This is a genomic window from Steroidobacter gossypii (assembly GCF_016801985.1).
Classification (GTDB): domain Bacteria; phylum Pseudomonadota; class Gammaproteobacteria; order Steroidobacterales; family Steroidobacteraceae; genus Steroidobacter; species Steroidobacter gossypii.
This window is the reverse complement of record NZ_JAEVLS010000002.1, coordinates 51,155-68,989: the sequence shown is the minus strand read 5'-3', so window position 1 is coordinate 68,989 and position 17,835 is coordinate 51,155. Positions and strand designations below refer to the sequence as shown.

General features: G+C 63.5%; 17 protein-coding genes. 4 read left to right on the top strand and 13 right to left on the bottom strand.

What is annotated here, in order from left to right; all coding sequences use genetic code 11:
• Nucleotides 1–174 precede the first annotated feature (174 nt).
• From xseA to metX, 3 genes are all read left to right on the top strand, one after another.
• Nucleotides 175–1,872, top strand: a complete 1,698-nt coding sequence (gene xseA, locus JM946_RS07715) for an exodeoxyribonuclease VII large subunit (protein ID WP_203166626.1) — start codon at nt 175–177, stop codon at nt 1,870–1,872.
• Nucleotides 1,869–2,708, top strand: coding sequence for a peptidoglycan DD-metalloendopeptidase family protein (locus tag JM946_RS07710; RefSeq protein WP_203166625.1), 840 nt, complete (start codon nt 1,869–1,871; stop codon nt 2,706–2,708). The genes xseA and JM946_RS07710 overlap by 4 nt, the downstream gene beginning before the upstream one ends.
• Nucleotides 2,709–2,809: 101 nt before the next feature.
• A complete protein-coding gene (metX, locus tag JM946_RS07705) occupies nt 2,810–3,922 on the top strand; it encodes a homoserine O-acetyltransferase MetX (protein WP_203166624.1) in 1,113 nt (370 codons plus the stop codon).
• A 4-nt stretch (nt 3,923–3,926) separates the two neighbouring features.
• Here the strand turns inward: metX and der are convergent, their stop codons facing one another.
• The 12 genes from der to JM946_RS07645 all read right to left on the bottom strand — a co-directional run bounded on the left by der (nt 3,927) and on the right by JM946_RS07645 (nt 14,935).
• Nucleotides 3,927–5,321, bottom strand: a complete 1,395-nt coding sequence (gene der / locus JM946_RS07700) for a ribosome biogenesis GTPase Der (RefSeq protein ID WP_203166623.1) — start codon at nt 5,319–5,321, stop codon at nt 3,927–3,929.
• An 82-nt stretch (nt 5,322–5,403) separates the two neighbouring features.
• Entirely contained in the window at nt 5,404–6,609 is a 1,206-nt protein-coding gene (bamB, locus tag JM946_RS07695; RefSeq protein ID WP_203166622.1) for an outer membrane protein assembly factor BamB, read from the bottom strand.
• Entirely contained in the window at nt 6,606–7,301 is a 696-nt protein-coding gene (locus tag JM946_RS07690; RefSeq protein ID WP_203166621.1) for a YfgM family protein, read from the bottom strand. The genes bamB and JM946_RS07690 overlap by 4 nt, the downstream gene beginning before the upstream one ends.
• Nucleotides 7,302–7,336: 35 nt before the next feature.
• Complete coding sequence (gene hisS / locus JM946_RS07685; RefSeq protein WP_407700523.1) at nt 7,337–8,644, bottom strand: histidine--tRNA ligase; 1,308 nt, start codon at nt 8,642–8,644, stop codon at nt 7,337–7,339.
• An 11-nt stretch (nt 8,645–8,655) separates the two neighbouring features.
• Nucleotides 8,656–9,714, bottom strand: coding sequence for a RodZ domain-containing protein (locus JM946_RS07680; protein ID WP_203166620.1), 1,059 nt, complete (start codon nt 9,712–9,714; stop codon nt 8,656–8,658).
• Nucleotides 9,711–10,478: a type IV pilus biogenesis/stability protein PilW gene (gene pilW / locus JM946_RS07675; protein ID WP_203166619.1), complete on the bottom strand. Its 768-nt coding sequence runs from the start codon at nt 10,476–10,478 to the stop codon at nt 9,711–9,713. Before pilW ends, JM946_RS07680 begins: the two co-directional genes overlap by 4 nt.
• A complete protein-coding gene (gene rlmN / locus JM946_RS07670; protein ID WP_203166618.1) occupies nt 10,475–11,593 on the bottom strand; it encodes a 23S rRNA (adenine(2503)-C(2))-methyltransferase RlmN in 1,119 nt (372 codons plus the stop codon). Before rlmN ends, pilW begins: the two co-directional genes overlap by 4 nt.
• A gap of 22 nt (nt 11,594–11,615) precedes the next feature.
• Complete coding sequence (gene ndk / locus JM946_RS07665; protein ID WP_203166617.1) at nt 11,616–12,044, bottom strand: nucleoside-diphosphate kinase; 429 nt, start codon at nt 12,042–12,044, stop codon at nt 11,616–11,618.
• Between the two features lie 159 nt (nt 12,045–12,203).
• Complete coding sequence (locus tag JM946_RS07660; protein WP_203167864.1) at nt 12,204–12,527, bottom strand: HesB/IscA family protein; 324 nt, start codon at nt 12,525–12,527, stop codon at nt 12,204–12,206.
• A 78-nt stretch (nt 12,528–12,605) separates the two neighbouring features.
• Nucleotides 12,606–12,986, bottom strand: coding sequence for an iron-sulfur cluster assembly scaffold protein (locus tag JM946_RS07655; RefSeq protein ID WP_203166616.1), 381 nt, complete (start codon nt 12,984–12,986; stop codon nt 12,606–12,608).
• The gene (locus JM946_RS07650) at nt 12,976–14,172 is read right to left on the bottom strand and encodes an aminotransferase class V-fold PLP-dependent enzyme (RefSeq protein WP_203166615.1); all 1,197 of its coding nucleotides are present in this window, start codon (nt 14,170–14,172) and stop codon (nt 12,976–12,978) included. Before JM946_RS07650 ends, JM946_RS07655 begins: the two co-directional genes overlap by 11 nt.
• Before the next feature lie 19 nt (nt 14,173–14,191).
• Nucleotides 14,192–14,935, bottom strand: a complete 744-nt coding sequence (locus JM946_RS07645) for an RNA methyltransferase (RefSeq protein ID WP_203166614.1) — start codon at nt 14,933–14,935, stop codon at nt 14,192–14,194.
• 155 nt (nt 14,936–15,090) lie between these two features.
• Here JM946_RS07645 and JM946_RS07640 point away from each other — a divergent pair, with 155 nt between their 5' ends.
• On the top strand, nt 15,091–15,894 hold the full coding sequence (locus JM946_RS07640) for an inositol monophosphatase family protein (RefSeq protein WP_203166613.1): 804 nt from the start codon (nt 15,091–15,093) through the stop codon (nt 15,892–15,894).
• Nucleotides 15,895–16,160: 266 nt separating this feature from the next.
• On the opposite strand, the gene JM946_RS07635 is transcribed toward JM946_RS07640, so the two are convergent.
• Nucleotides 16,161–17,666 carry an amino acid permease gene (locus JM946_RS07635; RefSeq protein ID WP_203166612.1) on the bottom strand — a complete coding sequence of 502 codons (1,506 nt, stop codon included), beginning with the start codon at nt 17,664–17,666 and terminating at the stop codon, nt 16,161–16,163.
• Nucleotides 17,667–17,835: the final 169 nt, after the last annotated feature.

The window sequence follows — 17,835 nt, the reverse complement described above, 5'->3', positions numbered from 1 at the left end:
TCCGGTAAATGTTCCTGGCGCCACCTTGGGTGAAGGGAGCCGCCCTGGGTACAGGGATGTACCCCGCCGCCGCAGGAGGCGGCGAGGGTCGTGGCAGGATGCCCGATCCCGAGCCAGAAAAGCGGGATTAAGCCGGACGTGCGCGGCAGGGACGTAGGCTGTAGCCTTCCGGGGATGAATCGCGAACTGGAATTCGACTTCTCGGCGCCACCGCCGGCGCCCAAACCCCCGGAGGAGCCGGCGCCTGCCTCGCGCCCGGCCGCCGAGCCCGCGCCGTCCGTCGCAAAACGACCGGCAGCCCCGCCGGCCAGGAAGGTGGCGCGCGAGCCAGTCCGAAAGGCGCCGATAGAAGATATCGATGACGCGCCGGCCACGGCCACCGAGCCTGAACGGGATGTCTACACTCCCGCTCGCCTGAACAAGGAGGCGCGCACGCTGCTCGAGCGCGGCCTGCCGTCGCTATGGCTGGAGGGCGAGATTTCCAATCTCTCCCGCCCCTCGTCCGGCCACTGGTACTTCTCGCTCAAGGACGAGTCCGCACAGCTGCGATGCGCCATGTTCCGCCAGAAGAACATGATGGCGCGCTTCACGCCCAAGGACGGCATGCATGTGCTGACGCGTGGGCGCGTGAGCCTGTACGAGCCGCGCGGCGATTATCAGTTCATCGCGGATCATATGGAGGAAGCCGGCGAGGGCTTGCTACGTCGACGCTTCGACCTGCTGAAGAACAAGCTGGCCGCTGAAGGTTTATTCGATGCCGCTCGAAAGCGCCCGCTGCCGCGATTGCCCAAGCGCATCGGCGTTGTGACTTCGCCCACCGGCGCGGCGATTCGGGACGTGCTGAACATTCTGCATCGGCGCTTCTGCACGATCCCGGTGTTGATCTATCCCGTTCAGGTGCAGGGCGCGAGCGCGGCCGGCCAGATCGCCGCGACGATTCGACTCGCATCGGCGCGTGCCGAGTGCGATGTATTGATCGTCGCGCGTGGCGGCGGCTCGCTGGAGGATCTGTGGGCGTTCAATGAGGAAGTGGTGGCCCGCGCCATCTTCGATTGCCGGATTCCGGTGGTGTCTGGTGTCGGTCACGAAGTGGATTTCACAATCGCCGATTTCGTCGCCGACGTGCGCGCGCCGACACCCTCAGGCGCTGCTGAGATGGTCGCGCCCGATTGCAACGAATGGAAACGCAGCGTCGCCCTGTTGAGCAGGCGCGCGAATGCGGCAATGGTTCGTCACGTTGCGGGTTGTCAGCAGCGTTTGGTGTGGCTGGAGCGTCGACTCGCGCAAGTTCATCCTGGCGTCGAGCTGAGGCAAAAGGCGCAGCGCCTCGATGAGCTGGAACAGCGTTTGGTTCGCTGTGCTCGCGGTGGCTTGCAGGAGCGCAAGAGCACCCTGGTTCATCTCGCCGCGCATTTGCGTCAGCACTCCCCTGCCCTTCGCGTTGCCGCTGCCCGCGGTCGATTGGAAATGGCCAGCAAAACATTGGGCACGTCGCTCCAGCGGCGGCTCAGCGTGCTCGACAATCGCTTGCGCCATGCGGCCGGCAGTCTGCGGCAACACTCGCCGGCCCTGAGGATTTCGTCACTGCGCGGTCGGGTGGAGATGGCCAGCAAGAGCATGGACACCTTGGTGCATCGTCGACTGCATAAGCTGGACGCGCGCCTGCGCCTCGCAGCCGGCAAGCTGAACGCTGTGAGTCCGCTGGCCACGTTGCAACGAGGCTACGCCATCGTGACTGACGCGCAGGGAACTGTCGTGACGGATGCGAGGTCAGTCAAACAAGGTGATGTGATCGAGACGCGTTTGTCCCGCGGTGCTGTGCAGGCTCGCGTCGAGAAGGTCACGCCGCATCGAGATGACGAGAACCCATGAATTCGAAGCTCAAGTTGCATTTGTTTCGTTTCGCCCTGCCCTTTGTCGTTCTCGCTGGGTTCAGCGCCGGCGCGGTCGCCCTTCCGAAAGAGAGTCGAGTGCCGGGCGGGATTGCGCTGGTTCCCGTGCCGGGTGGCGAGATGCCGCCCACGGTTCAGTTCAACGCCTATCGCGTCGCGGTCGTTCGTCGTGACGATCAATGGGTCGCCGTGGTTGGCATTCCGCTCGCGGAAAAACCTGGCGAGCTGAAGTTGAAGGTGAGCACGCCGGAGGGGACGACTGAAGTTCCCTTTCGAATCGCCGACAAGAGCTATCGCACCCAGCACTTGACCATCAAGGATAAGCGCAAGGTCGAGCCGAATCCGGAAGATTTGAAGCGCATCAGTGCGGAAACGAAGCGATCGGAGGCGGCGTTGTCCAAATTCACGGCCACGGGCACGCCGGCGTTGCAGCTGATTTCACCCGTTGAAGGTGTGCGGTCGGATTCATATGGCTCGCGGCGAGTGTTCAATGGTCAGCCCCGCAATCCGCACTCCGGAATGGATATCGCCGCGCCCACCGGCACGCCGATTCGCTCGCCGGCCGCGGGGGTGGTCGTCGAAGCGGGAGATTTCTTTTTCAACGGCAACACCTTGTATATCGATCACGGCGACGGGCTCGTGACCATGTACTGCCACCTCGACACCATCAAAGTCAAAACCGGCGACCGCCTCGAACCAGGCCAACTCATCGGCACCGTCGGCGCCACCGGCCGGGTCACCGGACCTCATTTGCACTGGGGCGTGGCGTTGAATCGCGCGATGGTGGATCCGGCGTTGTTCATCGGCAGCAAGTAGTTTTCCGTCCGGCCGGCATCTGCATATAGCGCCCGGCGATGTTGGATGCCGCAGCGAAGGATTACACTCTGCGGTCCGAACACGCCGTACCCGCGAAGCTCATGGCCTCAGCCCGCAAAATGCTCCAGCTCGACCACCCCTTCCCCATGCGCCGGGGTGGCGCGCTGCCGGACGTGCAAATCGCCTACGAAACCTGGGGCGAGCCGAGCTTCTGCAACGACAACGCCATCCTGATCTTCACCGGCCTGTCGCCCTCGGCGCACGCCGCTTCCTCCACCGAGGATCCGGCGCCGGGCTGGTGGGAAGACATGATCGGTCCGGGCCGCCCCATCGATACGCGGCGCTTTTTCGTCATCTGTGTGAACTCGCTGGGCAGTCCGTTCGGTTCGACGTCGCCGGCCTCCATCAACCCGGCGACCGGGCAATGTTATCGACTGACATTCCCGGTACTGACCGTCGAAGACATCGCGCGTGCCGGCCATGAGGTCGTGGCATCGCTCGGCATCAAGAAGCTAGCTGCGGTGGTGGGTCCGTCGCTCGGCGGCATGACTGTGCTGGCTTACTGCGCCTTGTTCCCCGAGGGCGCTCGAGCGCTGGTTTCTATCTCCTCTGCCGCGCGCTCGACGCCTTTCGCGATCGCCCTGCGCTCACTGCAGCGGGAGATGATTCGTCGCGATCCGGCGTGGTTGGAAGGCAATTATTCGCCGGACGCGATTCCCGTGCAGGGCATGCGCCTGGCGCGCAAGCTCGGCATGATCACTTATCGATCGGCGAAGGAATGGCTGCAGCGCTTCGGTCGCGAACGCGCCAACGCCGAGCGCAAGCCGGGCGATCCGTTCGGCATCGACTTCGAAGTGGAATCGTATCTGGAGAATCACGCGGTCAAATTCATCGGTCAGTTCGATCCGAACTGTTACCTGTACATCTCGCGCGCCATGGATTTATTCGATCTCGCCGACCACGGCGGCTCCGTCGCCGAAGCGCTGCGCCGCTTCACGGTGGAGCGTGCTTTGATCATCGGCGTGGAAACGGATTTGTTGTTCCCGATCGAACAACAACAGGAACTGGCCGACGGGCTCAGCAACGGCACTCGCGCCGTACAATTCGCCCGCCTGCCCTCCATTCAGGGCCACGATTCCTTCCTGGTCGACATGGACCGCTTCCGCCCCGTGGTCGCCGACTTCCTGGCCGAGCTGAAGCTGGCCAATCCTTGAAGTCTCAGCTCCTTTTCTTGACCCGCTTCATCAAGCGCTGACGCGACCGCCGCTGCCGCGGGGTCAAAGGATTCCGCTTGCCCTTGAAGGGATTCTCGTCGGTGCGAAATTCCATACGCACCGGTGTGCCTTCCAACCGGAAGTTCTTGCGAAACACGTTCGCGAGATAGCGCTTGTAAGCGTCCGGGATGTGCTGAATCTGGTTGCCGTGGACCACGATGATGGGCGGGTTGCGACCGCCCTGATGCGCGTAGCGCAGCTTGATGCGCCGGCCGCGAACCAACGGCGGTTGATGTTGTTCGATGGCCGTCTCGAGCACTCGAGTCAGCTCAGGCGTCGCCAACTCACGCATCGACGCGTCATACGCATGTTTGACACCGCGCATGAGCTCACCAACGCCCGTGCCATGCAAAGCCGAGATGAAGTGCACCGGCGCGAAATCCAGAAACGGCAGCCGCAAATCCAACCCAGCGCGAATCTCATCGCGCTTGTCCGAAGGAATGCCATCCCACTTGTTGACCGCGATCAACAACGCGCGCCCTCGCTCCGCCACCATGCCGAACAAGCTCGCGTCCTGCTCAGTTACAGCGTCGTGCGCATCGATCACGCCGATCACCACGTTGGCCGAATCGACGGCCTGCAGCGCCTTGATGACGCTGAACTTCTCGATGGCTTCCTCGACGCGCGCGCGACGGCGCACGCCCGCGGTATCGATCAGCATATAGTTGTGCCCATCGCGCTCGAACGGCACGAACACGGCGTCCCGCGTCGTGCCCGGTTGATCGAACGAGATCAACCGCTCTTCACCGAGTAGACGATTGATGAGCGTGGACTTGCCCACATTGGGACGTCCGATCACAGCGACGCGAATGTCATCCTGGCCGCCGGCGGCCGCCGCGCCCTCCGCGAGCTCGATGCCTTCCAGCGCGTCATCCATCAATCCCTTCACGCCATCGCCATGTGCGGCGGAAATCGCGCGAGGCTCGCCCAACCCTAGCGCATAGAAATCGGCGCCAGCGGTAGCGGAGTCGACACCTTCGGCCTTGTTGGCGACGATGAAAACTTTCTTGTTGAGCTTGCGCAGCGTCTGCGCGATGTAGTGATCGTCCGGGGTGACGCCGCTGCGCGAGTCGACCAGAAACAAAACCCGGTCGGCCTCCTGCACCGCGCGCAACGCCTGCTTGACCATCTGCTGCTCGACGCCGCGCGCGTCTACGACCAGACCGCCCGTATCGACCACCACATACGGCAGCGAGCCGACCTTGCCGTAACCGTAGTTACGATCGCGGGTCAGCCCCGGCATGTCCGCGACCAATGCGTCGCGGGTGCGCGTCAGGAAATTGAATAAGGTCGATTTGCCGACGTTGGGGCGACCGACCAGAGCGATGACAGGCAACATAGAAGTGACTGATGACTAATGACTGGTGACTGGCCAGAGCAAATGATTGGAAGCAGTCAGCGCAGTCACGGCTGACAGGCGGCTACTGGCCGCTGTCAGCCGTTTTGACTTCGCGGGCGGCGCTGCGAAACACCAGCAGCTTGCCCGAATCCGTCTGCACATACACGCGCTGGTCGTCGCTGACCGCCGCGTTGGTAATACGTTCGCCATCGGTCTTCTGGCGCGCCACGATCTCGCCGGTGGCCTTGTCGAGCCAGTGCAGGTAACCCTCGAAGTCGCCCACCACCAGTGCGTCGCCGTCGATGGCTGGTGCGGTCAGGCCGCGACGTTTCATCGTGTCCTGCTCCCACTGCACGGCGCCGTCACTGCGGCGCATGGCGATCACCACGCTGTCCGCGTTGGTGAGATACAGATTCTGTTCGTCCATCGCGAAGCCGCGATAGCTCGAAGCATCGCGCGCCCACCAGATCTGCCCGGAATCGCGCGCCAGCATGGCGACGCGGCCCTGGAAACCGACGACGAAAATGTCGTCACCCGAAACGCGCGCGGGCGCGTCGATATCGGTGAGACGCTCCAGCTCGGTACGGCCGCGGGGCGCGTTCACGATCGTGTCCCACAGCACGTCGCCGTTGCGAGGATCGATGGCCAACACCTTGCCGCTGTCGAAGCCGGCAATGATGCGATCGCCCGCCAACACCGGCGGCGCCGTGCCACGCAATGTCAGCCTCGGCACGGACTCGTCGACCGCCCACTTGGTGGCGCCGTCCACCGCGGATAAAGCCTCGATGTGACCGTCGACGGTGCGGATCACGACGGTGTCATTCACGATCAAGGGTCGAGCGAGGATTTCGCTGGCGATGGACTGACGCCAACGCTGCGCGCCGTTGGTGGCATCGAGCGCGATGATGTCGCCGTCGCTGGAGCCCAGCACCACCAGGCCTCCGCCGACTTCCGGACCCGCCGACAGTGCCAGCTTGGTCTTGGCGATCCACTGGCGCTTGCCGGTGTCGGCCGCGATCGCGACGACTTCCCCGTCGTGAGAGGCGGCATACACCACGCCGTCCACGACATTCGGTTTGAGCGCCAGACGCAGCCGCTCCGAATCGCCGCCCAGCCCCACCGTCCAGAGACGCTGCACGTCGCGCGTGGTCGTGATCTCGGTGAGCTCCGCCGGCGGATCGACCTCCTTGTCGTTGTCACAGCCGAGCATGACCAGCAAGGCCGTCGCGGCGGCGGCGATCCGCGCACCCCGATATAGACGCGTCAAGGAAGTCTTCTTGTCGATCATGGTTGACCCTGGGCCGAGGCTGGTTCGGTCGCGGGCTCGGCGGCTTGCTTGTCGCCGCCCACGTCCTGCAATTTCATTTCGATCAGGTTGCGGTCGATCATGCGCTCCGCGCCGCTGATGTTAGCCGTCAACGCCGCCGCATACTCGGCCCGCGCCGCTTCGGGATTGCCTTTCGCAACCTGCGCATCGCCTCGGATCTCGCGGACTTGCGCGGCGAACGCGCCCGCCTTCTCTGGGTTCAGCAGGCTCAACGCCTCGTCATGCTTGCCTTGCTGAATGAGCAGACGAGCGACGCGCGTGCGCGCGACCCACGCCAGCTCGTCGTCTTTCGAGGTGTCGACCACCGCACGCAACAGCGGCAGCGCCTCGTCGAACTTGCCCGCATCGACATGTTTCTTGGCCAGCAGCAAGCGACCGTGCTGGGTGTACGGCGAATCTTCGTGGTCGGCGACCAGCGTACCGAGCGAGCGGTTCGCCGCATCCAGCTCGTTGCGCTCCAGGGCGCCACGAAACTCTTCGTACAGGTTGGCGGCCGCCGCGGCCTGGTCGGCCGAGTGGATCTTCCAGTACTGCCAGCCGCCCAGCAGCGCCAGGCCCAGCACGATGCCGCCGAGGATCCAGGTCCAGTTTTCGCGCCACCAGTTGCGTAGCGCCTCTTCCTGATCGCGATCGGTCAGAAATTCATCGACCATAACTTGTGTCTTGCTTGTAGTAAGAAGTGGAAAGGCTAAGCCGGCAGTCCATTCGAGTGTTGCGTCGAGTCTTGCGTCTGGCCCTGGGCCAGCCGTGAGCGCAGCTCCTCGGCCAGTCGCTCCCAGGCGACTTCCACCTGGGGCGCCCCCACCCGCAGGGATTTCAGACCGGCGACGCGCTTGTCGGTTTCAGCGTCGCCCAAAATCAATGCCCAGGCGGCGCCGCTCTTGTCGGCCCGCTTGAGCTGCGATTGAAAGCTGCCGCCGCCGCAATTCATTTCGACGCGGATGCGCGGCACCTGATCGCGCAGCGTTTCGGCCAGACGCAGCCCTTCGGCCTCGGCCCGCTCGCCCGCGATCACAAAATAAACATCCGGCGGCGTGGCGCGCACTTCACCGGTCTGTACGCGCAGCAATTCGACGATGCGCTCCTGGCCCAGCGCCCAACCGATCGCAGGCGTGGGCTTGCCGCCCAGCTGCTCGACCAGTCCGTCGTAACGTCCGCCCGAGCACACCGCGCCTTGCGAGCCGAGTTCGGTCGTGACCCACTCGAACACCGTGTGCGAGTAGTAATCCAAGCCGCGCACCAGCAGCGGATTCAAAACATATTTGATGCCCAACGCATCGAGGTGGCGGCACAGCCCGCTGAAGTGCTGACGCGATTCCTCGTCGAGGTGCTCGGTCAGCATCGGCGCGTTCTTGATGATGTCCTGCAGCTCTGGATTCTTGCTGTCCAGGATGCGCAGCGGATTGCCTTCCAGCCGACGCAGGCTGTCCGCGTCCAGCTTGGACTTGTACGCGGTGAAATATTCCACCAGCTTCTCGCGATACACGCGACGCGAGGCCGGCGTGCCGAGCGAATTCAGGTTGAGCTCGATACGTTGCACGCCCGCCTTGGTCAGCAGGCGCGAGCTGAGCAGAATCACTTCCGCATCGATGTCCGGGCCGGGATAGCCGAAAGCTTCCACATCGAGCTGATGAAACTGACGGAAGCGCCCGCGCTGTGGCTTCTCGTGACGGAACATCGGGCCGGCGCACCACACTCGCTGCTTCTGATTGTGCAGCAGGCCGTTGCTGATCATGGCGCGCACGATGCCGGCGGTGGCTTCCGGACGCAGGGTCAGCGAGTCGCCGCCCGGGTCCTGGAAAGTAAACATTTCCTTGGACACCACGTCGGTGAACTCGCCGATGGAGCGCTTGAACAGGTTCGTGTGCTCGACGATGGGCACGCGAATTTCCTGATAGGCATACGAAGCGAAAATCTCGCGCGCCAGATTCTCCAGGCGCTGCCAGGCGGCCATGTCCGCCGGCAAAATGTCGTTCATGCCGCGAGGCGGCTGGATCTGCTGCTGGCTCACTCGCCCGAAACCTCACCGGTCATGGTCCCACTCATTTCAATGGCGCCGCCGGCGGCGACCACGAACCTGGTCGAATCTTTGCCCGCCCTGCGCGGCACCACCACGGACTCGCCGTTCACCTGAACCGAGACCGCGGACGCATTGCCGAGTGTGATTCGAATCGGCGGCGTGCCGGAAACATTGCGCACGCGCCCACTCTCACCCAGACCGAACATCAACCTCTTTCCCGTGGCGTCGTAAATCTCGGTCCACGACGCATCGCTGAATTCCAGCCGCAGGCGGACGGCATCTGCTGCCGGCGCATTCGCCGGCTGCGAGCTCTGCGCAACCGCTGAACCTGGAGCCGGCGAAGTCGGCGCTGGCGAACTGGTGGCAGGCGAGTTGGTCGCCCTCGAGGGCTGCACAGGCGCAGGCGGACTCGTAGTCGTGGTCGCAGGCGGCGCTGTCGTAGTCGCAGGCACAGTTGTTGTCGTCGCAGGCGCTGGCGTCGACGCCTCGACCGCCGACGGCGGTGGCGTCACCGGCTCGCTCGCGACTTCAGACTGGGCTTGCGACTCCGCAGCGAACTGCTCATCCAACGCAGCCTGCACCGGATCGCCGGGCGTCGCCACTGTCGCCCAGATCCACCAGCCCAGCATCAATGCGATCAAGCCCACGCCCAGCCACAACGGGCCGGCCAGCGAGGGACGTTGCATGGCCACCGAGGTGGTGGCGGATGCAGGGATGGGCGGCGGCGCTTCCTGCCGGCCCGTCACTGCTTCGTAACGCTCGATGATCAGCTGCGGCGACAACCCGAGCAGCGTCGCGTACTGTCGCAAATGCCCGCGCGCATACACTGGCACGCCCAGCTCATCGAAACGATTCGTTTCGATCGCCTCGACCATGCGCACGTCGAGATGCAGCTCTTCGGCGATGTGCAGCTGAGAGAGGGAGCGCCGCTCGCGCTCCCGGCGCAGCAGTTCTCCGGGCGTCAGCGCGTCGTTGGTCGGCTCGGCAGAGCCGACCTGTGCATTGTCGAGCGCGTTCTGCTCGCTGCTGTTGCCAGCTGCATTCATCCAGGATTCCGCTCGGACTCGATCAACTCCTTGGTCTGAGCGGCCCTCGGGTATTCCAGTTTCAAACGTTCCGCATAGTTCTTCGCGGCGGCGGCATTGCCCAACGCGCGTTCTATGCGTACGCCCAGCCACAGCGTCGCCGGGCTGGTGCGACCCACTTCCGTGTACCGTTCGAGGAAACCGCGAGCGGACAGATAATCGGTTTGTTTGAATTGCAGATCGGCCATCTGGTACAGCGCGTCACTGAACTTCGGCCTGATCGCCAGCGCCTTGCGCAGATTTTCCTCGGCGGCCTTCATGTTGCCGCCGGCGGTCGCGCAGCTGGCCGCGTTGAGATACGCCACTTCGGGCGTGCGATACAAGGGATTGGCGGCCGCCTGGAGCATCAGCTTCTCGCCACGCTCGTGCTTGCCCTTCTGGCACAGATAAGCGCCGTAGTTGTTCTGGATCTCCGGGTTTTGCGGATCGAGCGCCAACGCCTTGGAGAAATGCGACTCGGCTTTGCTGGTCTGGCCGAGCCGCTCGTAGAGCATGCCGGCGGTGATCTGCGCGTTCGGATTGCGCGGATTCTGCTCGATGGCCTTGTCGATCTTCTCCTTGGCCTGCGCCAGATTGTTCTTGCGCAGGTAATCGGTGCCCAGCTGCAGATTGATTTCTGCCGCGCGCTCCGAATCGGGCGTGCCGAGCGTTTCCCGCGTGCTCATGCACCCCGTGAGAGCGGCAAGCACGACCACGGATAAAGCCACTACTGCGTTGTTCTTCATTGCACTGCCACCGAGATCAGCTTCGAACCCAGACGGACCGTCGTTCGATCGTGCACGCGCCCGACCAGCTGCCCGCAGGCCGCATCGATATCGTCGCCGCGCGTCCGACGCGTGGTCGCGATCACTCCGTTCGCATTGAGGATGTCACGGAAGCGTTCGATGGCCGCGGCGCTGGAGCGCTTGTATCGCGTGCCCGGAAAAGGATTGAACGGGATCAGGTTCAGCTTGGCCGGCCGGCCCTTGAGCAGGGCGACCAGCTCGTGCGCATGCTCGGGATGATCGTTGACGCCGTCGAGCATGACGTATTCGAAAGTGATGCTGCGTGCGTTCTGCTTGTTCACATACACCCAGCACGCATCCAGCAGCTCGGCGATCTTGTGCTTGCGATTGATCGGCACCAGCTCGTCTCGCAACGTATCGTTCGGCGCGTGCAGCGAGACGGCCAGCGCGCAATTGGTCTCTTCAGCGAGCTTCAACATCTGCGGCACCAGGCCCGAGGTGCTCACCGTGACCCGGCGACGTGAGATATCGAAACCCAGATCGTCCATGAGAATTTCCGTAGCGGGCACGACGTTGCGATAGTTCGCGAGCGGCTCGCCCATGCCCATGAACACGATATTGGTGACGACGCGGTCGCCGCCGTGCTGATAGCCCAGTTCTTTGTTGGCAAGCCATACCTGACCGACGATTTCGGCGGCGGTGAGGTTTCGGTTGAAGCCTTGCTGAGCAGTTGAGCAAAACGTGCAGTCCATCGCACAACCGACCTGGCTGGATATACACAAGGTGCCCCGGCCAGGCTCGGGGATGAACACCATCTCGATGCCCTGCTTCACTCCCTCGCTGGTATTCATGGCGAGCAGCCACTTTCGAGTGCCATCCGTGGACACCTGCGTCATGGTGATCTCTGGCACCACGACTTCGGCCACTTCGCTCAGCTTGGCGCGAAAGCTCTTCGCCAGATCGGTCATCTGTTCGAAGTCTGCGATGTGGCGCTTGTACAGCCACTTCATCAGTTGCCGGGCGCGAAACGGCTTCTCGCCCATGTTCGCGACGAACGCCTCCAGCTCGGTCCTGGTCAGACCCAGCAGGTTGGTCTTGGCGAGCGTCGCGTTCATGAGTGGTCAGCCTGCGCGAAACTTAAGCGCGCGGGCAGAGATCGGCGGTCGCGAAGAAGTATGCGATCTCGATCTTGGCGTTGTCGACGCTGTCGGAGCCATGCACCACGTTTTCTTCGATGCTGGTGGCGAAGTCGGCGCGAATCGTGCCCTTATCGGCCTTCTTCGGGTCGGTGGCGCCCATCAGCTCGCGGTTCTTGAGCACGGCGTTTTCACCTTCCAGCACCTGAACCATCACCGGACCGGAGCTCATGTACTTGACCAGGTCCTTGAAGAACGGGCGCTCCTTGTGGACCGCGTAGAAGCCTTCGGCCTGGGCCTGGCTCAGATTCAGCATGCGCGCGGCGATGATCTTGAGGCCGGCCTGCTCGAAGCGGCGGTACACCTCACCGATCACGTTCTTTTGCACGCCGTCGGGTTTGACAATGGAAAGTGTGCGTTCGACCGCCATGGAATCGTCCCGTTAATCAATGAATTGGAAAAGGTTTGCGAGGCCCGCCCGAACCGCTGTCGCCGGGCGGCGGCAATTGCGCGCGCGCAGTCTACCCGGCAACACCGGGAGCAGCAAGAAAATGAGTCGGGACGCGGAGTTAGGTCAGAGCCTTACGACTCATACCGAGAAGGACTCACCGCAGCCGCATTCGCCCTTGGCTTTCGGATTGCGGAACCGGAAGGCTTCGTTCAGGCCCTGCTTCACGAAGTCCACCTCGGTGCCGTTGATGTAGTCCAGGCTGTCGCGATCGACGATGACCTTGACCCCCCGATCCTCGAACACCACGTCGTTCGAGCCGATGTCGTCGGCATAGTTCACTACGTAGGCGAAACCTGAACAGCCGGTCTTCTTGATCGCCAGACGCAGGCCCAGGCCATGGCCCCTGCGTGTGAGGAAAGACTGGACACGATCGGCGGCGGCGGGAGTCAGTGAGATGCTCATAGCGGGTACAAGCGTGATGGCGGCAGCGCGCTGAATCAAGTGCGAGGGTCATGCCAATTCGGCTCGACCCGGGGTGGATTATGGAATAAGCCGGGCCCAGGCTTCACTCAGTGCGCGCACGGCGTCCTCCAGAATGAGAAGTCGGCCACGCTTTTGCATCGGGAACTGCAGCGCCTGGTCGGCGGCGCGCCAGTGCCAGGCCCGCAGCTCCGGTTGGGTCAGCCCCACCAACTGTTCGGTCAGCCACGAGCCGGCGGCGATGCAATGCGGGCAGCCGTACGCTTCGAAACGCACCGATTCGATCCGATCCGCGGCGACGCGCGCACTCAGAACGAACATCGTGCCCTGCTCGAGGCTGCCAGCAACTCCCTTGATGACCCCCTCACCCGCCTCAAAGCGCCCGCCGTTACGAGGGTGTTCGAAGTGGTCGACGACGGTGGGGGAATATTCAGGTTCCATTTGAATCCGCCGTCGGAGTCAGGGCCCGCAACCTGGCGACTTCCCGGGACACGATGGCAATCGCGCGATCGACATCGTCCGCGGTCGTGAAGCGCCCCAGGCTGAACCGAATCGAGCTTTGCGCCAGCTGATCGCTCCTGCCTAGCGCGCGTAACACATACGACGCCTCGTCGGAGCCTGAAGAACAGGCCGAGCCCGAAGACACCGCGAGCTCGCGCAATGCGAAGCGCAGGCTCTCGCCTTCGACATCGTGGAAACAAACGTTGAGCACGCCGGCGACGCGCTCGGACGGGTGACCGTTCAGCTCGACGCCGCCAATCGCCGTCAATCCCTGCCACAGCCGCTCGCGAAGCACGGCGATGCGGGCGACGTCGGACTCGCGATCGCGCTCGCCGATCTCGAACGCCTCGCCCATGCCGACGATTTGATGCGTCGGCAGCGTGCCGGAGCGCAGGCCCAACTCCTGACCGCCGCCATGAAACAACGGCTTCAGCCCGAGCGGCGGCCTGCGTCGTACATACAGCGCGCCGACGCCCTTGGGGCCGTAGCTTTTATGCGCCGTGAGCGACAGCAGATCGACATTCATCGCCTCGACGTTCAACGGCAATTTGCCCGCGCTCTGCGCAGCGTCGACATGAAACGCTACGCCTCGCTCGCGGCAAATCGCGCCGACGCCGGCAACATCCTGAATCACGCCGGTTTCGTTGTTGACGTGCATGAGCGAGACCAGCTGCGTGTCGCTGCGAAGCGCATCACGAACCTGCTCGGGCCGCACGATGCCGTCGACGCCGGGCTTGAGCCAGGTGACTTCGAAACCTTCCTTTTCGAGCTGCTTGAAGGCGTCGAGCACGGCTTTGTGCTCGGTGCGCGCCGTGATCACATGCCGACCGCGATCGGCATGGAAGCGCGCCACACCCAGAATGGCGAGGTTGTCCGACTCCGTGGCGCCGGATGTCCACACGATGCATTCAGGCCGTGCGCCGATCGAGGCAGCGACTTGCTGTCGCGCTTTCTCCACCAACGCGCGAGCGCGACGACCAGGTTCATGCCCCATCGACGACGGATTGCCATGCGGCCCTTCGGGGCGCAGGCACTCGATCATGACCTCGGCGACCCGCGGATCCACCGGCGTGGTGGCCGCGTAGTCGAGATAAATCACAGGCGCGGATTTCGCGGGACTGCTCATGCTATTCATCGGTCGGTGTTCATCCGTCGCCTCGTTGGCTCTTCGATCCGGCTACGCGTCTGCGCGCCTGCACGGCTGTCAGAATCCCACGAAGAATGTTCATTTCATTTTGATCGAGCCGCGCACGATTGAATAAACGACGGATGCGCGCCATCAGTTGGCCGCCGCCGGTGCGGTCGCGAAACTCGACCTCTTCGAGCACTCGTTCGAAGTGCTCGTACAGCAGCTCCATCTCGCGACCGGTCGCGAAGGGAACGTCGGGAGGCGGTGGAACCGGAGCGCCCGGCCGCGTCGCCAGCAGGATCTCGTACGTGATGACTTGCACCGCCATGGCCAGATTCAGTGACGCGTAGTCGCCGGCCGTCGGAATGGTGACCAACCGGTGGCACCGGGCCAGCTCGACATTGAGCAGTCCATACTTTTCCGAGCCGAACACCAGCGCGACATTGCCGACCTGCGCGGCCTCCGCAACCAGGTGCGCGCACTCGCGCGGCTCGACCAGATCGAAGGTCAGATGCCGCTGGCGCGCACTGGTGCCAATCACCAGGCCGCAGTCGGCGATCGCGTCCTCGAATTCCTCATGCACCCGAGCCGAGTCCAGCACGTCGTCCGCGCCTGAGGCGCGCGCGGTCGCCTCCGCATCCGGAAAAGCCTTAGGCCGCACCAGGTGCAGCTGCGTGAGCCCCATGTTTTTCATAGCGCGCGCGACCGCGCCAATGTTACCGGGGTGCTTGGGATCGACCAGGACGACACGAATACTCATCGTAAGTGCGCTATTCTAGCGTCCCCCAGGCGAGCGGTCCCCTCGAGTCTTGCGCCCTTGAAGTGCTCCAGGACGCCGCCACGCTCTTTACCATTCCCTGCCCCGCCCCGTTCGCGCTCGAATTGCGAAGGGGAGTGATTTTTCGAGGTCGTTACATGCAGCCTTTGCTCAATATTGCCGTCCGCGCCGCCCGTCGTGCCGGTGAAGTCATCGTCCGTGGCATGAACCGCGTGCATCGCCTCGATATCCGTCAGAAGGGGCAGAACGATTTCGTCTCGGAGATCGACACTCAGGCCGAGATGGAAATCATCGAGACGGTGCGCAAGAGCTACCCGGATCACGCCTTCCTCGCCGAGGAGAGCGGCTCGCACGGTGGCTCCATTCACAGCGAGTTCGTCTGGATCATCGATCCGCTCGACGGCACCACCAACTATCTGCATGGCTTCCCGCAGTTCGCCGTCTCGATTGGCGTGCAGCGTCGTGGTCGAATGGAGCATGCAGTGGTGTACGACCCGCTGCGCCAGGAATTGTTCACGGCTTCTCGGGGCGAAGGCGCCCAGCTCGACGGCCGCCGCATCCGAGTGAGCCAGCACGTTGGGCTGGAGCGCGCGCTGATCGGCACCGGCTTTCCATATCGAACCAACCTGCACTGGATCGACAACTACATGGGCATGTTCAAAGCGGTGACTCAAGCGACTGCCGGCATCCGTCGCCCCGGCGCCGCTGCTTTGGATCTCGCTTACGTGGCGGCCGGTCGCCTCGATGCCTTCTGGGAATTTGGCTTGTCGCCCTGGGATACGGCTGCGGGCACCCTGCTTATCACCGAAGCCGGCGGCATGGTGAGCTCGCTCCAGGGCACTGAATACAAACAAGGTGGCAACATCCTCGCCGGCACTCCGAAGGTCCACGCCCCTCTGGTGGAGCTGCTCGCTCCCTTCGTACCCCCCGAGCTGACCTGATCCCTTGCCTCCGCCTTCGGAGGCGTCCACCGAAAACATTTGTTTCTTCTTCGGGCCCTCCCTTCGGGAGGGCCCGAAGAGCCGCACGAGATGCCAGGACTGCGCAGCGCAATGGGGCCCCTCGGGCGCGCTTGCGCGACGAGGGGAGCACGGTGCCGGGAAGAGGGAGGACACCACGGACGGCGCCAGCCAGAACCTCTTCCTTCCCCTCAAATAGAAACGCGGCGCTCTCCGTCAGGGAAAGCGCCGCGTTCAGCATCAACGACCTATTGGCTTTCGGTTACGCGATTGCCGATGGGGCTCTTGCGGTAGCCGTACAGCGCGTAGACCACCAATCCAAGGCCGGCCCACAGGAAGAACGTGAGCTGCGTGCGCAGGGGCAGTGAGAACATGAGGAACGCGCAGCCGGCCATTGCGAGCGGCGCGACGATCCAGACGCCGGGTGCGCGGAAGGGACGGTGACGTTCGGGGTCGCGTTTGCGCAGGATCATCACACCGGCAGATACGGTAAGGAACGCGAACAACGTACCGCTGTTGGAAAGATCGGCGAGCACGCCCACCGGGAAGAACGCGGCGAACACCGTCACTGCCAGGCCAGTGACAATGGTCACAACGTGCGGCGTGTGGAACTTCGGATGAACCTTGGTCAGCGCCTCGTTGAAAGGCAGCAGCTTGTCGCGCGCCATTGCGAAGAAGATGCGCGTCTGACCGAACAACATCATCAGAATCACGGAAGGCAGCGCGAGGAACGCGGCCAGGCCGATCAGCTGCGACACCTTCTTCCAGCCGAGCTGATCGAGCACGTGCGCCAGCGGCTCACCGCTGCACACGAGCTTCTCGGCGTTGTCCGGTTGACGGCACGCAATCGCCATGTCGGCGCTGCCCGGCTCGTAAGCCAGGTTGGTGGCCGGATCGATCACCGGCTGCGCGCCGATCGAACCCACCGCGCCGGAGGCGACCAGCACGTAGAAGATGGTGCAGATCACCAGGCTGCCGATCAGGCCGATCGGCATGTTGCGTTGAGGATTCTTGGTTTCTTCCGCCGCGGTCGAGACTGCATCGAAGCCGACGTAAGCGAAAAAGATGGACGCCGCCGCGCCCGCGATACCCATGCCGGAGATTTCGCCGATGAAACCGTTGGGCGAGAACGGCTCGAAGTTCTCCATGTTCATCACCGGAATTGCGAGGATGACGAACAACGTCAGCGCCGCGACCTTGATGCCAACCAGGATCGCATTCACCGTCGCGCTTTCACGCGTGCCCAGCACCAGCAAGCCGGTCACGAGCAACGCGATGACCGCGGCTGGGACATTCATGATGCCGCCGACGTGCAGGCCGCTGGTGAACGCCGCCGGTATGTCTATATTCAGCGACCGTTCCATCAACCCGACGAAGTAATTCGACCAGCCCACCGACACCGCGCTGGCGGCGACGGCGTATTCGAGGATCAGCGCCCAGCCCACCATCCAGGCGATCACTTCGCCAAGCACGGCGTAGGAGTACGTGTAGGCGGAACCCGAGACCGGCACCATCGCCGCCAGCTCGGCATAGCACAGCGCGGTCACTGCGCACACGAAGCCTGCGATCACGAAGGACATCATCATGCCGGGACCGGCCTTCTGCGCGGCCTCCGCCGTCAGCACGAAAATGCCCGTGCCGATGACCGCCCCGATGCCGAGCATGGTCAGCTGAAACGCGCCCAGGGTGCGAGTCAGCGATTTCTTCTCGGCGCTCGCCAGAATCTCGGCGAGGGGTTTGATACGCCAATTCATTATGTCGGTTTCCTCGGGTCTGCAATGCCGGTGGAGTGTGAACCGGAATCAACGGAATCGCCGCATGCTTGGGTACCCGCAGGTAGCCACGCGGTGCGGATCATAGGCGCATCCGGCAGCGGACGTCATCCAACCAGCGACAGTAATTGCGGTTGCACCGCTACGGCTC

Coding starts and splice junctions, on each gene's coding strand:
- xseA (WP_203166626.1), top strand. CDS start 175: ATGAATCGCGAACTGGAATTCGACTTCTCGGCGCCACCGCCGGCGCCC.
- JM946_RS07710 (WP_203166625.1), top strand. CDS start 1,869: ATGAATTCGAAGCTCAAGTTGCATTTGTTTCGTTTCGCCCTGCCCTTT.
- metX (WP_203166624.1), top strand. CDS start 2,810: ATGGCCTCAGCCCGCAAAATGCTCCAGCTCGACCACCCCTTCCCCATG.
- der (WP_203166623.1), bottom strand. CDS start 5,321: ATGTTGCCTGTCATCGCTCTGGTCGGTCGCCCCAACGTCGGCAAATCG.
- bamB (WP_203166622.1), bottom strand. CDS start 6,609: ATGATCGACAAGAAGACTTCCTTGACGCGTCTATATCGGGGTGCGCGG.
- JM946_RS07690 (WP_203166621.1), bottom strand. CDS start 7,301: ATGGTCGATGAATTTCTGACCGATCGCGATCAGGAAGAGGCGCTACGC.
- JM946_RS07680 (WP_203166620.1), bottom strand. CDS start 9,714: ATGAATGCAGCTGGCAACAGCAGCGAGCAGAACGCGCTCGACAATGCA.
- pilW (WP_203166619.1), bottom strand. CDS start 10,478: ATGAAGAACAACGCAGTAGTGGCTTTATCCGTGGTCGTGCTTGCCGCT.
- rlmN (WP_203166618.1), bottom strand. CDS start 11,593: ATGAACGCGACGCTCGCCAAGACCAACCTGCTGGGTCTGACCAGGACC.
- ndk (WP_203166617.1), bottom strand. CDS start 12,044: ATGGCGGTCGAACGCACACTTTCCATTGTCAAACCCGACGGCGTGCAA.
- JM946_RS07660 (WP_203167864.1), bottom strand. CDS start 12,527: ATGAGCATCTCACTGACTCCCGCCGCCGCCGATCGTGTCCAGTCTTTC.
- JM946_RS07655 (WP_203166616.1), bottom strand. CDS start 12,986: ATGGAACCTGAATATTCCCCCACCGTCGTCGACCACTTCGAACACCCT.
- JM946_RS07650 (WP_203166615.1), bottom strand. CDS start 14,172: ATGAGCAGTCCCGCGAAATCCGCGCCTGTGATTTATCTCGACTACGCG.
- JM946_RS07645 (WP_203166614.1), bottom strand. CDS start 14,935: ATGAGTATTCGTGTCGTCCTGGTCGATCCCAAGCACCCCGGTAACATT.
- JM946_RS07640 (WP_203166613.1), top strand. CDS start 15,091: ATGCAGCCTTTGCTCAATATTGCCGTCCGCGCCGCCCGTCGTGCCGGT.
- JM946_RS07635 (WP_203166612.1), bottom strand. CDS start 17,666: ATGAATTGGCGTATCAAACCCCTCGCCGAGATTCTGGCGAGCGCCGAG.